The following is a 14,156-nucleotide window of genomic DNA, read 5'->3' on the forward strand; positions in this document are numbered from 1 at the left end:
GTTAATGAAACCCATGAAAAATCTCGCCCAGTATTATGTCGACTTGCTAGTCAAACTGGGGATTGTTCGTTTCTCGATTTTGCTGGCCCTTGCGCTGGTGGCATTAGCCGTTGTGGTGCAGGTGGGGATTACTTTAGCTCTCAAGGGGCGAGTCGACGATATCGACATTGTCCGTTCGGTGTTTTTTGGTCTCTTGATTACACCTTGGGCGGTTTATTTTCTTTCTGTTGTTGTTGATCAGCTAGAAGAGTCTCGCCAGCGTTTAACCAAGTTGGTGTCCAAACTGAAAGACATGCGCTCGCGAGACCAAGAACTGAATTATCAACTGCAACAAAACATCGAAAAGCTCAACCAAGAAATTGAAGAGCGCATTAAAGCAGAAGAAGCTCGTGAAGAGGCGATGCAAGATCTCGAAAACGAGGTGTTCCAACGAGAGCGTACTCAGTTAGAGCTTGCGGAACGCACTGCGCTACTGCGTTCATTTATTGATGCCTCGCCAGACTTAATTTACTACCGCAATGCCGATGGTGTGTTCTCCGGTTGTAACCGGGCAATGGAAGAGCTAACGGGCAAGAAAGAGCACCAGTTAGTCGGATTAAGCCCTTGGGATGTGTATAGCAAAGAAATCGCTGAGCACATCGTTGATACTGACCAAAAGGTCTTCGCCGATAATCAAGCCATCACTTACGAGCAGTGGCTAGAGTATCCTGATGGACGCAAACATTACTTTGAACTGCGTAAAGTGCCGTTTTACAGCAAAGATGGTCGTCACCTTGGCTTGGTAGGTTTTGGCCGTGATATCACTGAACGTAAACGTCATGAAGAGTCGTTAGAGAAAGCAAGCCGTGATAAAACTACTTTCATCTCAACCATCAGTCATGAACTGCGAACGCCACTAAATGGCATTGTGGGCTTAAGTCGCATGCTTCTCGATAGTCCGTTGACAGAAGAGCAGCGCAAACACATGCAGACCATCAATGTGAGTGCGATTACGCTAGGTAACATCTTCAACGATATTATCGATATGGATAAGTTTGATCGCCGCAAGCTAGAACTATTACCTGCGCCACTTAACTTCGAAGACTTCGTCGCTGAGATTGAAAGCATCTCTGCTTTGATGGCGGAGCAAAAAGGGCTGCGTTTTGACTTAGAACGTTTGAGTGATTTACCAAAAGCAATTGAAGTGGATGCGACCCGTTTGCGTCAGGTAATTTGGAACTTGGTCAGCAACGCAATGAAGTTTACCAAAGAAGGTGGCGTTGTGATGACGGTGAGCGCGGATGTAGAAGACGATTTTGCCACCATTATTATGGAAGTGGAAGACACAGGTATTGGTATACCGGAAGATGAGCTCGATAAAATCTTCGCCATGTATTACCAAGTGAAATCAGGTAAAGACAACCTACATGCTGTCGGGACTGGTATAGGCTTGGCGGTGTCAAAACAGCTGATCAATATGATGGATGGTGACATTACTGTCGCCAGTGAAGAAGGTTTTGGTAGTACTTTTACCGTATCGATTCACGTTCCTATTGTGGAACTCGAAGAACCTGTCATTGATGCAAAACGCGATAATGTGCATCTCAACATCTTTATGGTTGAAGACATTGAGCTTAACGTCACCGTGGCCAAATCGTTGCTTGAGAGCTTAGGACACTCCGTTACCGTGGCGATGACGGGACAAGAAGCGCTCGTGAACTTTGTGCCAGAAAAATATGACTTGGCGTTGTTGGATATTCAGCTGCCTGATATGACGGGGTTTGATGTCGCAAATTATTATCGCGAGCATTATAACAATCTGCCTCCATTGGTCGCCCTAACAGCTAATGTGATGAAAGATCGTCGTGAATACTTAGATAACGGTATGGATGATGCCATCAGTAAACCGCTTGCTGTGAACGCCATTCAGTCTGTAATTGATAAGTTCTTCGCGCATCAGGTAGAGCAGCAAGAGCAACCTGAGAGCGTTCCAGAAACAGTGGAAGAGCCGACCCCCTCTCCTGTGATTGAGACACACTTGCTCGATATGGATATGTTAGAGTCTTACGTCGACATTGTTGGTGCCAAGCCGGTCTACGACAGCATAAAAATGTTTGAAGACATGATGCCAGACTATATTGATGTCTTAGACTCAAACATGACGGCAAAAGATCAAGATGGGATTGTTTCTGAAGCGCATAAAATTAAAGGCGCTGCAGGTTCGATTGGCCTCAAACGTATCCAAAGTGTGGCGCAGAAAGCGCAATCTCCCGATATGCCAGCATGGTGGGAAAACATTTCAGACTGGGTTGAAGAGATCAAAAATGAATACCAAAACGATATTCAAGTCCTCAAAAGTTGGTTGGAACAAAGGAAATAACATGAAAAAAATCGCACCGTTGGCGTTGGTTATAGCATTGATGGCTGGCTGCAGTTCCGTTCCAAGTGTGAACTGGCAACAAAACAGTCAGATTACGATTAACCAGGTGAATGTCGAGCTTAAAAGTAACTTATGGGTGAACCTGATGCCGACCGTTGGGGAAGTACAAGAGCAAAGCATTCAAGGATCACTTTACCTTGAAGGAGACCAGTTACTCCCAGCCAACCTGACTGCCGAAGCGCTTATCATCAAGCAAGGGGAAAAAGAGTGGTGGGTGGATGAAGACTCTTTAGAAACTCGAACTCATAGTGAGAGCCAATGGGAAGTAGCCTTCACGTCTCAGGTAGACGCGGACACAGAAAAATCGGTTGATATCGCGGTACTTTTAGACGACGCAGGTAAACAGCGCTGGTTAGTGGAAAAGTACGTGAAGATTAACAAGGTTTATTAGATTCAGTGATTGTCCGCTAATTGCTAACCCCAAAATAAAAGGGCTTGCTCAATGAGCAAGCCCTTTGCGTATTAGCGATTCAATTAGTCTTCTAGATCGCCACAGAAGCGGTAACCTTCGCCGTGGATAGTCGCGATGATTTCAGGAGTACCTGAAACAGACTCAAAGTGTTTACGAATACGACGAATCGTTACGTCTACAGTACGGTCATGCGGCTTAAGTTCACGGCCAGTCATCTTCTTAAGAAGATCGGCACGAGTTTGAATCTTACCTGGGTTCTCACAGAAGTGCAGTAGAGCTCGGAACTCAGAGCGAGGGAGCTTGTAGCTATCACCAGCAGGGCTTACTAGAGAGCGGCTGTTGATGTCCAGTACCCAACCATTGAATTCATACTTTTCTACTGAGCGTTTCTCTTCTTGCACCGCGTTAGAGCTCATTGAGCGGCTAAGTAGGTTGCGAGCACGAATAGTCAGTTCACGTGGGTTGAATGGTTTAGTGATGTAGTCATCTGCACCAATCTCAAGACCTAGGATCTTGTCCACTTCATTGTCACGGCCTGTCAGGAACATTAAAGCAATGTTCGCTTGTTCGCGTAGTTCACGCGCTAACAGAAGGCCATTCTTGCCTGGAAGATTAATGTCCATAATAACCAAGTTGACTGAGTTGTCAGACAACACTTGGTGCATCTCTTCACCGTCACTGGCTTCAAAAACAGCGTATCCCTCTGCTTCAAAAATACTCTTAAGAGTGTTACGAGTTACTTGCTCATCTTCAACGATAAGAATCTGCGGGGTTTGCATTGGCGGTACCTAAATTTGTGACAAAATTGTGCTAATAGAATAAATTCTAGGCAAAAATATAACATACAGGTAATGTGATTTTGATAATAAATCAAGTTGATCAAAAAAACACTTCTTTCAGTTATCCGCCCTCCATGGAATTTTGCCAACTCACCAGTATCCAATGGCGACGTTTATTCTAAAGGGCTTGTTTACCTTTCATTTCCTGCTTTCTGTGGGGCCTGAAACGTAAACACCCTAAGATATGGAGCGGATTTTATATTGTTAACAGCATGCTAACAATGCTCAAATGTTAATTCCATTCAGTTTGTTGATTTATATCAATTGATGAAATGTAACTGTTATTAATCGTTTAAGACTTATGATAGAAAAAAGTAATACGAACATAGACGCATCGTTATGGAATGCTTATTCAGAATCTTTTTTCAGATTCGAGGCCGAGTGGTGCGTTTCAAACTACGCTGTGATAACCGCTTGGAACCCATACAGTAATTTGCGGTCCAAAGAAGAGAACTGCATAAGCAATCAAGCATTAGAAACGCTACTACAGCACGTTAATTACGCGCCTATCACAGTAGGTGACAGTTCTTTTACATGGTATGAGGAAAGCTTTGCCGTCGAGTTATCACCAGAGGCGGCGGTCGCATTGGCGAATGACTTTCAACAAAACGCGATTTACTACGTCATTGATGATCAACTTTACCTTATTGCGTGCTCACAGCCGAAAGTGTTGCATAAGTTAGGCTCCCTTAAGCCTCGACTCGTATAGGAAAGGATACTACTCACCGAAGCACTGCTTGGGTGAGAAAATTCACGGAGGAAATATGAGAGACATTACACCCGATATTTGTGACCAATTTGAAGACCAAGTTACCCTGCTTACTTTGCCACTGCAGAACTTTGGTCAACGCACCGCTTTTTACGGAGAAATTGTCACAGTGCGTTGCTATCACGACAACTCAAAAGTACGTGAAGTACTGGGCGAAGATGGAACGGGGAAAGTATTGATTGTTGACGGACATGGTTCGTGTCAGAAAGCATTGCTTGGCGATCAATTAGCAATACTCGGAATAGAAAATGGGTGGGAAGGCATTATTGTCTATGGTGCAATACGCGACGTAGCACAAATATCTCAGATGGACATTGGCGTGCAAGCACTTGGTACCAATCCGTTTAAGACAGAGAAGCGAGGTATGGGAGAGGTCAATGTGACTTTAACGATGCAAAACCAAATCGTGCAGCCGAAGCATTATGTGTACGCTGATTGGAATGGTGTGTTGATTTCAAAGCAAAAATTAGATTTCTAAAAACGAAAGCCTAAACCTACCTCAATACCTTGTTGCCAATCTTGGTAATCAAGAGTCGCGTGAAGATCCAGTTTATCGGTGATTTTTACGCGACTTGAAACTTCAGCTGCGAGGCTGCTGTCTTCTTGGCGAATACCTTCCGCAGTCTCATTCTTGTAAGAGCGAACCGTACTTTTTAGTGTGACACGATCATTGAAGTGATAGCTGATCCCACTCAAAAAACCGCTTTGGTTTTGGGTTGGAGAGTTGTTGACTCGTGCACCGACGTAAACGTCTACTGAGTCAAAGAGTTCGTACGCATAACCCGTGTCGATATTCCAAACATCGAAACTGTCAGATTGATAGCTGTCGCTGGAAATAAATAGTTTATGAGGAGAAGGGGATGCTTTGCCTGGAAGAGGCGGAAGCTCGTTTGCTAGACAAACGCCAGACACAAAAAACAGCAACAGAAAAAGCCCTCTTTTCATGCTCACCACTCCTTGTGTCAACTTTTTTATTAGTATGTGCCCAAAGCTTCTCACTATTAAAGCATAGAATATGAAAGCTAGCTCACCTATTTTCTAAATAATTCGATCCTGTGAACATAGGTCACAGTTAAGTTGTTGTTAAGTGTCAACAACTCCCTTTCATAATTTGATCTTACGCTTTATGACGAAGATCAGACTAGTTATGGAGTAAAAAGTGAGACTGATGACGATGGGATGAGCCCCCTACAAAAATAAGCGACAGATTTCCTAACGAGCAATAACATCCAATTAGCTTTAAATATCAATAAGATTGCTTAGCAGAAATCGCTGTAAGACTGAAAAACAAACAATTTTTTGTTGACTATGAATCGGAAACTCGGTAAACGTAGAGTTAAGCAAACACAATTAACGTTGAATATTTATTTATGCCATCTAACAGCCTAGTAGTAATGACCACGACCATTATTATTACCGACACGACGCATGTTGGGGCAGGCTGCTGAGCGAAAGAAATTCACAAAAAAGGCCTGTATCCAACAAGATACAGGCCTTTTTTTATGCTTTTTTATCCAGAATTTAGACAAGTTTGAGAAGATATACCGGAGGAAGGGATGCGAGTATTGAAGTTTGGCGGTTCATCACTAGCTGATGCAGATCGCTTTTTAAGAGCGGCAGACATCATTGCCAATAACGCTCAACAAGAAGAAGTGGCGGTTGTTCTTTCAGCCCCAGGAAAAACAACAAATAAGTTGGTTGCGGTCATTGAAGGCGCGTTGCGCAATGGTGAAGCAGAGCTGCAAATCAAAGAGTTGGATGAATCGTTTAAAACGCTCTTCACTCAAATCCAAGCAGTACTACCCAATATTGATGGTTCAGCTTTCGATAACCAAGTGAAAACCTCGCTATCTCAATTACGTCAATTTGTTCACGGCATCAATCTATTAGGTATGTGCCCAAACAACGTAAATGCACGCATTATCAGTAAAGGTGAGCGTGTTTCCATTCAGTTGATGAAAGCCGTCTTGGAGGCGAAGGGACAACAAGCGAGCTTGATCGATCCTGTCGAGTATCTGTATGCCCAAGGTGATCATCTTGAAGCTATGGTTGATGTGGATATTTCAACGCAAAACTTCCGTCAAAACCCCCTTCCTCAGGGCCACGTGAACATTATGCCGGGCTTTACAGCTGGCAACGAAAAAGGAGAGCTTGTCACGCTGGGTCGTAATGGCTCTGACTACTCGGCAGCGGTTCTTGCAGCTTGTTTACGCGCAGACTGCTGTGAAATCTGGACCGACGTTGATGGTGTATACAACTGTGACCCACGTTTAGTCGAAGATGCTCGCCTACTTAAATCACTAAGCTACCAAGAAGCGATGGAGCTTTCTTATTTTGGTGCTTCCGTTCTGCACCCGAAAACCATCGCCCCTATTGCTCAATTCCACATTCCATGTCTGATCAAAAACAGCTTTAACCCTCAAGGTGCAGGTACTCTTATCGGCCAAGATACTGGTGAAGATAATCTTGCGATCAAAGGTATTACAACACTTAACGACCTAACCATGGTTAACGTATCAGGCCCTGGTATGAAAGGCATGGTAGGCATGGCGAGCCGTGTATTCGGTGCGATGTCGTCTGCTGGTGTATCTATTGTTCTGATCACTCAGTCTTCTTCTGAATACAGCATCAGCTTCTGTATTGAGGCTGAAGATAAAGCGAAAGCGCAGCAAGTGCTGGCAGATGCGTTCGAGCTAGAACTCAAAGATGGCTTACTAGAACCGGTTGAGTTTATTGATAATGTTTCAATCATTACGCTTGTTGGTGATGGTATGCGCACATCGCGCGGTGTGGCTTCTCGCTTCTTCTCTTCTCTTGCTGAAGTGAACGTGAACATCGTGGCGATAGCACAAGGCTCATCAGAACGTGCGATTTCTGCCGTTATTCCAGAAGACAAAATTTCTGAGGCGATCAAAGCGTGTCACGAAAACCTATTCAACTCGAAACACTTCCTCGATGTGTTCGTTGTTGGTGTCGGTGGTGTGGGTGGCGAACTGGTGGATCAGATCGAACGCCAACAAGTCAAACTTGCTGAGAAAGGCATTGTGATTCGAGTTTGTGGCTTAGCAAACAGCAAAGGTCTTTTGCTTGATAGCGAAGGCTTACCGCTCGAGCACTGGCGTGATCGTATGTCAGCAGCCACAGAAGAATTCAGCCTAGCGCGTCTGATTTCTTTGGTACAACGCAATCATATTATCAACCCTGTATTGGTTGATTGTACCTCCAGTGAAGACATTGCTAAACAATACGCCGACTTCCTAGCGGCAGGTTTTCATGTTGTAACACCAAACAAAAAAGCAAACACAGCAAGCATGGCGTACTACCATCAGCTTCGCGATGTGGCTCGTAGCTCCCGTCGTAAATTGATGTATGAAACAACCGTAGGTGCAGGCCTACCGGTTATTGAAAACTTGCAAAACCTGATTTCTGCAGGTGATGAACTGGAGCGCTTCAGCGGTATTCTTTCCGGTTCTCTTTCTTATATTTTCGGTAAGTTAGATGAAGGAATGAGCTTAAGTGAAGCGACGAATATCGCAAAAGAAAATGGCTTTACTGAACCAGATCCTCGTGATGATCTGTCTGGTATGGATGTCGCGCGTAAGTTGTTGATCCTAGCTCGTGAAGCGGGCATGTCACTAGAGCTTGAAGATGTTGTTGTTGACCAAGCGCTACCGCCAGGTTTTGATGATTCAGGCAGTGTTGATGAGTTTATGGCGCGTCTCCCAGAAGCGGACGCCTACTTCAAAGAGTTATCAGCTAAAGCAGCAAAAGAAGGCAAAGTACTGCGTTACGTTGGTGAAATTAACGAGGGCAAGTGCACAGTAAGCATTGCTGCGGTGGATGAAAACGATCCGATGTATAAAATCAAAGACGGTGAAAACGCACTGGCATTTTACAGCCGTTACTACCAGCCAATCCCACTTGTGTTGCGTGGCTATGGCGCAGGTACTGAGGTAACGGCTGCGGGTGTATTCTCTGACGTGATGCGTACTTTAGGTTGGAAACTAGGGGTATAACAAGAATGAGTTCAAGTGATATGGATGTAGTGGTTTATGCCCCATCATCAATTGGTAATGTAAGTGTTGGTTTTGATGTGTTGGGGGCGGCGGTGTCCCCAGTGGATGGGACCTTGCTAGGTGACAGAGTGCAAGTTAAGGCAGGGACTGAGCCGTTCAGTCTGAAAACTGCGGGTAATTTTGTCTCTAAGTTGCCTACAGAGCCAAAAGAAAACATCGTTTACGATTGTTGGCTGGTGTTTTCTCGCGAGCTAGATAAAAAAGGTGTTGAGCTAAAACCACTTGAAATGACGCTAGAAAAGAACATGCCAATAGGCTCAGGTTTAGGCTCAAGTGCATGTTCTATCGTTGCGGCGCTGGATGCCTTAAACCGATTCCATGGTCAACCGCTGAATGAGACTGAGCTGCTAGCACTGATGGGGGAAATGGAAGGCAAAATCTCTGGTGGTATTCACTACGATAACGTCGCGCCGTGTTACCTTGGTGGTGTCCAGTTGATGCTTGAAGAGCTTGGTATCATCAGTCAAGAAGTGCCTTGTTTTGATGATTGGTACTGGGTCATGGCGTATCCGGGAATCAAAGTATCAACAGCAGAAGCGCGTGAGATCCTACCATCTCAATACCGTCGACAAGATATCATTGCTCATGGTCGTCACCTTGCGGGCTTTATTCATGCGTGTCATTCTGGTCAGCCAGAGCTAGCTGCAAAAATGATCAAAGACGTGATCGCAGAACCGTATCGTGAGAAACTGCTTCCGGGCTTTGCGAATGCACGTCAATACGCTGCATCAGCAGGTGCGTTAGCAACCGGTATTTCTGGCAGTGGTCCAACACTGTTCAGTATTTGCAAAGAGAAAGATGTCGCTGAGCGAGTTGCTCGCTGGTTAGAACAGAACTACGTACAAAACGAAGAAGGATTCGTCCACGTTTGTCGTCTAGATAAGCAGGGTTCGAAAGTAACAGGAAGTGAGCTATGAAGCTTTACAATATAAAAGAAAATGATGAACAAGTTTCCTTTGGCCAAGCCGTTCGCCAAGGGTTAGGCCGTAACCAAGGTCTATTTTTCCCATCGGAATTACCAAAGTTTGAAGACGTTGATGCGCTACTGGCAGAAGACTTTGTTTCTCGTAGCACTAAGATTTTATCAGCGTTTATCGGTGATGAGCTGGCGGAAGAGCAAGTCAACGCGCTTGTGGACGCAGCGTTCCAATTCCCGGCGCCAATCAATCAAGTCAAAGACGGTGTTTACGCGTTAGAGCTTTTCCATGGTCCAACGCTGGCATTTAAAGATTTTGGCGGTCGCTTTATGGCGCAATCTCTTGCGGCGGTATCGGACGGTGGCAAGATCACCATTCTGACTGCGACTTCTGGCGATACTGGCGCAGCCGTTGCGCACGCTTTCTATGGTATGGAAGACATCAACGTTGTGATTCTTTACCCGAAAGGCAAGATCAGCCCACTGCAAGAGAAGCTATTCTGTACGCTAGGCAAGAACATTCACACTGTCGCGATCGATGGCGACTTCGATGCGTGCCAGGCACTGGTTAAGCAAGCTTTTGATGATTCTGCACTGCGTGAAGAGATCGGCCTGAACTCTGCAAACTCAATCAACATCAGCCGTTTGATGGCTCAAATCTGTTACTACTTTGAAGCAGCTGCGCAAATGAGCAAGCAAGAGCGTGAAAACCTTGTTGTGTCTGTACCAAGTGGTAACTTTGGTAACCTAACTGCTGGTCTACTGGCAAAAGCGCTGGGTCTGCCGATCAAACGCTTTATCGCTGCAACTAACGCTAATGACACGGTTCCGCGCTATCTAGAAACAGGTAAGTGGGAGCCAAAACCAACGGTTGCAACGACATCGAACGCGATGGACGTGAGTCAACCGAACAACTGGCCGCGTATCGAAGAGCTTTGCCGAGTGAAAGAGTGGGGCCTAGAGACACTAGGTAAAGGCGCGGTTTCAGATGAGCAAAGCGCACAATCTGTGAAAGACCTGTACTCATTGGGCTACCTATGTGAACCGCACGGTGCGATTGCTTACCGCGTTCTTGAAGAGCAACTGCAAGAAGGTGAAACCGGTCTGTTCCTATGTACTGCGCACCCAGCGAAGTTCAAAGAAGTGGTGGATGACATTCTGCAATCTGACATCGAGCTTCCTGCACCGCTAGCGAAGCACGCGGCGATGGAACTGCTATCGGAAGAGCTAGACGCAGACTTTGATGCATTGAAACAAGTACTGCGCCGCGTACAGTAATTATTAAAATGATGAACGACGAAAGGTGAATGAGCAATCATTCGCCTTTTTTATTGTCGGTAAGTCTCTACTCTCTTTATGATTGAGAAATGAACTTAAAGATGGAAATAGAAGCATGCATTTTTTGATTTTTCTAGGCTCAGTAAGGGACAGCACACCGCCACGACCAGCCCGCTTGGGCATGCGAGTGAGTAGAGCTTGTGAAACGTTGTTTAAGAATCAGTATTCGCAACATACCGTCGAAATCATTGACCCATTGAACTACGACTTTGACGACGTGTTTAAGCCTGAGTTTGCTTACCATCGCGCTAAAGTGCCAGCCCACTTGAGAGAACTGGCAGACAAAATTAAAAGTGCCGATGGGTACGTGATGGTCAGTCCGGAATATAACCATTCGATGAGTCCTGCCTTGGCTAATATGCTTAACCATTTTGGTAGTTCGCTGTTTTCTTATAAGCCAAGTGCTATCGTGACCTATTCTGCTGGACAATGGGGTGGTGTTCGAGCTGCAGTGTCGATGCGTACCTTCTTATCTGAACTTGGATGTTTACCTGTCTCGGCGATGATTCACATTCCGAAAGCGCAAGAAGTGTTTGACGAACAGGGTGTCGTTGCGGATGAATTGCAGCAGACGCAGTGGGACAGCTATATGAATCGCACAATACATCAACTCATTTGGTGGGCAGAAGGCGCTTCACAACAAAGAGAAAGGCTTGACCCAACCTCACTGGCTGAAGTGTTTAAGAAGGATCCGTCACAGAGAAATGCTCCGTAAAGGAACAGAACGGTTAGATGCATGGAAAAACAAAAAAAGCTTGGCCATTGAGACCAAGCTTTTTAAATGTGAGTAAGTCGATTTTATTGAGATTATAGCGTCTCAGTAAAAGTACGAGCGATGACATCACGTTGTTGCTCTGGAGTTAGCGAGTTGAAACGTACTGCGTAACCAGAAACACGGATTGTTAGCTGTGGGTATTTCTCTGGGTGTGCAACTGCATCTTCTAGTGTTTCGCGTTTAAGCACGTTCACGTTTAGGTGTTGACCGCCTTCGATGCGAGGAGCTGTTTCGATTGCTACTTCACGGCTTTCGTATTCACCTAGATCGCTGATTGCGATAACTTGGTCTGCTTCGTAGCCAGCAGTTGCAGCAACACAACGAGCTTCATTTTTTTCGCTATCTAATAGCCAGATAGAGTTTAGTAGGTCGTCGTTTGCCGCTTTTGTAATTTGGATACCTTGGATCATCACTATCTCCTAGACCACTTACGTGGTGATTATTGGTGTTAATTTTCGAATTTTCGTTGAGCTGAGTATTATATAGCTAATATCCACTATTTTAATATTGATTTAAGTCAAAAAACAACCAAAAACATTATTTTTATTAAGGTGATTTTGTTGAGTTAAATCAATAAAACCTTTGAAAACAAACTAATTACAATTTATTTGAAAATATAAAAAATATTTAATAACTCATTTTGTTGTAAATTTACTACAAATTGAGCTTAAAGTTTAAACTGATTAACGCAACTATCTGTATTTAGGTAGCAATACTGAAAGTCTAAAGTGATTAAATGACAAACATGAAAAACAAGCTTGGGAATAAACTCATTGGTGCACATGTCTCTGCTGCTGGTGGGGTCGACCAAGCGCCGTTGAGAGCTCGCGAAATTGGCGCGAATGCGTTCGCACTATTTACAAAAAACCAACGCCAGTGGGTGGCGAAGCCTTTAGAAGCAAAAACCATCAGTGCGTTTAAAGCGAACTGTAAAATGCTGGGTTTCGGTGCAGAACATATTCTTCCCCATGACTCTTATCTAATTAATTTAGGTGCACCAGAAGCGGATAAGTTGGATAAGTCACGCGCGGCATTTATTGATGAGATGGAGCGTTGTAATCAGTTGGGGCTGACTTTGCTTAACTTCCATCCGGGTAGTCATCTAAAGAAAGTCTCGGAACAGGAGTGCTTAGCGACGATCGCAGAGTCGATCAATCTTGCGCACAAAGCGGTGCCGAATGTGATCGCGGTAATCGAGAATACGGCTGGTCAGGGTACAAACCTAGGTTGGAAGTTTGAGCATCTTGCTGAAATCATCGATCAAGTGGAAGACAAAGAACGTGTTGGTGTATGTCTCGATACTTGCCACACGTTTACCGCCGGTTACGATCTGCGTACTAAAGAGGATTGTGAGCATACCTTTGCTGAATTCGACCGTATTGTTGGGATGCACTATTTAAGAGCAATGCATCTAAATGATTCAAAAGTTGAGTTTGCCAGCAAAGTGGATCGCCACCACTCATTAGGCAAAGGAGAGATCGGGTGGGATTGCTTTGAGTACATCGCTAAAGACCCTCGATTTGATGGTATCCCTCTGATTTTAGAAACAATTGATCCGGACATCTGGCAGCAAGAAATCAACGCACTGCGTCAGTTTCATCTAGCGGCGATAGATAACCAATGATGTGATCACAGAGTTGGCACCTTTCTTTCTTAGCCACTTAAGTCAATTTGAATTAAGAAAGAAGGATGCCACTATGTCTCGACCACTCTCTTTTGCTTCTTACGCATATAGCCGCCGCGTGCTTCGTTTGCCGATGCCTAATCGTCACATTACAGGACAGGGGCATTTTCGAACGCCACAGAAGCATTAGTCTTTTATTACTATTCTCAAGTTCGTGGTAAGTTTTTGTTTGTTTGGGTTTCGCTCGTTAGAATAGAAGCAAAATTTAGGACAGGAACTTTCCATGAATCAGTCACCCACTTGGCACGATGTGATCGGCGAAGAGAAAAAACAGAGCTACTTTGTAGACACTTTGAATTTTGTAGAAGCAGAACGCGCCGCAGGCAAAGCGATTTTTCCGCCAGCGAAAGATGTCTTTAATGCGTTTCGTTTTACCGAGTTTAACGATGTTAAAGTAGTGATTCTGGGGCAGGACCCATACCATGGTCCAAATCAGGCGCATGGCTTGTGCTTTTCCGTTCTTCCTGGAATCAAAACGCCACCATCACTCGTTAATATGTATAAAGAGCTGGCTCAAGATATTGAAGGGTTCCAAATCCCTCAGCATGGATTCTTACAAAGCTGGGCAGAGCAAGGTGTATTGCTGCTCAATACGGTATTGACGGTTGAGCAAGGTAAAGCGCATTCACATTCAAAAACGGGGTGGGAAACGTTCACTGACCGAGTGATTGAAGCGATAAACCAGCATCAGGAAGGCGTGGTGTTTTTATTGTGGGGCTCTCACGCTCAGAAGAAAGGGCGCTTTATTGATCGCAATAAACATCATGTGTTAGCCGCACCACATCCATCACCACTCTCAGCACACCGAGGTTTTTTTGGTTGTAAGCATTTCTCTCAAGCAAACCAGTTACTTGCCTCGCAAGGAAAAGCACCAATCAACTGGCATTTGCCATTAACTGTATAAAAGAAGAGACAGCGATAATGCTGC

The 14,156-nt window shown here is 44.8% G+C and carries 14 protein-coding genes and 1 other annotated feature; of the genes, 11 read left to right on the plus strand and 3 right to left on the minus strand.

The window, feature by feature from the left end:
• Positions 1-4 precede the first annotated feature (4 nt).
• Both arcB and ACWPOD_RS13705 read left to right on the plus strand, forming a co-directional pair.
• On the plus strand, positions 5-2,359 hold the full coding sequence (gene arcB, locus ACWPOD_RS13700; RefSeq protein ID WP_046873978.1) for an aerobic respiration two-component sensor histidine kinase ArcB: 2,355 nt from the start codon (positions 5-7) through the stop codon (positions 2,357-2,359).
• Position 2,360: 1 nt separating this feature from the next.
• The gene (locus ACWPOD_RS13705) at positions 2,361-2,810 is read left to right on the plus strand and encodes a putative periplasmic lipoprotein (protein WP_006742686.1); all 450 of its coding nucleotides are present in this window, start codon (positions 2,361-2,363) and stop codon (positions 2,808-2,810) included.
• Positions 2,811-2,893: 83 nt separating this feature from the next.
• Here the strand turns inward: ACWPOD_RS13705 and arcA are convergent, their stop codons facing one another.
• On the minus strand, positions 2,894-3,610 hold the full coding sequence (gene arcA / locus ACWPOD_RS13710; RefSeq protein ID WP_005381824.1) for a two-component system response regulator ArcA: 717 nt from the start codon (positions 3,608-3,610) through the stop codon (positions 2,894-2,896).
• 361 nt (positions 3,611-3,971) lie between these two features.
• On the opposite strand from arcA, the gene ACWPOD_RS13715 reads away from it, so the two are divergent.
• Together ACWPOD_RS13715 and ACWPOD_RS13720 are read left to right on the plus strand one after the other, a co-directional pair.
• The gene (locus ACWPOD_RS13715) at positions 3,972-4,379 is read left to right on the plus strand and encodes a DUF3293 domain-containing protein (protein ID WP_031780532.1); all 408 of its coding nucleotides are present in this window, start codon (positions 3,972-3,974) and stop codon (positions 4,377-4,379) included.
• A gap of 55 nt (positions 4,380-4,434) precedes the next feature.
• Positions 4,435-4,917, plus strand: coding sequence for a putative 4-hydroxy-4-methyl-2-oxoglutarate aldolase (locus ACWPOD_RS13720; RefSeq protein ID WP_005396309.1), 483 nt, complete (start codon positions 4,435-4,437; stop codon positions 4,915-4,917).
• On the opposite strand, the gene ACWPOD_RS13725 is transcribed toward ACWPOD_RS13720, so the two are convergent.
• Positions 4,914-5,384, minus strand: coding sequence for a hypothetical protein (locus ACWPOD_RS13725; RefSeq protein WP_047009097.1), 471 nt, complete (start codon positions 5,382-5,384; stop codon positions 4,914-4,916). The genes ACWPOD_RS13720 and ACWPOD_RS13725 overlap by 4 nt on opposite strands.
• A gap of 425 nt (positions 5,385-5,809) precedes the next feature.
• Here ACWPOD_RS13725 and thrL point away from each other — a divergent pair, with 425 nt between their 5' ends.
• The 5 genes from thrL to ACWPOD_RS13750 all read left to right on the plus strand — a co-directional run bounded on the left by thrL (position 5,810) and on the right by ACWPOD_RS13750 (position 11,484).
• Entirely contained in the window at positions 5,810-5,887 is a 78-nt protein-coding gene (gene thrL / locus ACWPOD_RS13730) for a thr operon leader peptide (RefSeq protein ID WP_074192076.1), read from the plus strand.
• Positions 5,823-5,942 (plus strand) — a sequence feature (Thr leader region). Its footprint overlaps the gene before it by 65 nt.
• A gap of 53 nt (positions 5,943-5,995) precedes the next feature.
• Complete coding sequence (gene thrA / locus ACWPOD_RS13735; protein ID WP_047009098.1) at positions 5,996-8,455, plus strand: bifunctional aspartate kinase/homoserine dehydrogenase I; 2,460 nt, start codon at positions 5,996-5,998, stop codon at positions 8,453-8,455.
• A 20-nt stretch (positions 8,456-8,475) separates the two neighbouring features.
• A complete protein-coding gene (thrB, locus tag ACWPOD_RS13740) occupies positions 8,476-9,432 on the plus strand; it encodes a homoserine kinase (RefSeq protein ID WP_456231955.1) in 957 nt (318 codons plus the stop codon).
• The gene (thrC, locus tag ACWPOD_RS13745; protein ID WP_109168792.1) at positions 9,429-10,709 is read left to right on the plus strand and encodes a threonine synthase; all 1,281 of its coding nucleotides are present in this window, start codon (positions 9,429-9,431) and stop codon (positions 10,707-10,709) included. The genes thrB and thrC overlap by 4 nt, the downstream gene beginning before the upstream one ends.
• A 115-nt stretch (positions 10,710-10,824) precedes the next feature.
• Entirely contained in the window at positions 10,825-11,484 is a 660-nt protein-coding gene (locus ACWPOD_RS13750) for an NADPH-dependent FMN reductase (RefSeq protein WP_046873970.1), read from the plus strand.
• 92 nt (positions 11,485-11,576) lie between these two features.
• Here ACWPOD_RS13750 and grcA read toward each other — a convergent pair whose 3' ends face one another.
• On the minus strand, positions 11,577-11,954 hold the full coding sequence (grcA, locus tag ACWPOD_RS13755; RefSeq protein ID WP_005381814.1) for an autonomous glycyl radical cofactor GrcA: 378 nt from the start codon (positions 11,952-11,954) through the stop codon (positions 11,577-11,579).
• 326 nt (positions 11,955-12,280) lie between these two features.
• Between grcA and nfo the strand changes: the two genes are divergently transcribed.
• On the plus strand, positions 12,281-13,168 hold the full coding sequence (gene nfo / locus ACWPOD_RS13760) for a deoxyribonuclease IV (RefSeq protein ID WP_046873969.1): 888 nt from the start codon (positions 12,281-12,283) through the stop codon (positions 13,166-13,168).
• A gap of 283 nt (positions 13,169-13,451) precedes the next feature.
• Positions 13,452-14,132 carry a uracil-DNA glycosylase gene (gene ung, locus ACWPOD_RS13765; protein WP_005396298.1) on the plus strand — a complete coding sequence of 227 codons (681 nt, stop codon included), beginning with the start codon at positions 13,452-13,454 and terminating at the stop codon, positions 14,130-14,132.
• The last annotated feature ends 24 nt before the right edge of the window (positions 14,133-14,156 follow it).

The sequence above is a fragment of the Vibrio sp. JZG120 genome (assembly GCF_053890955.1).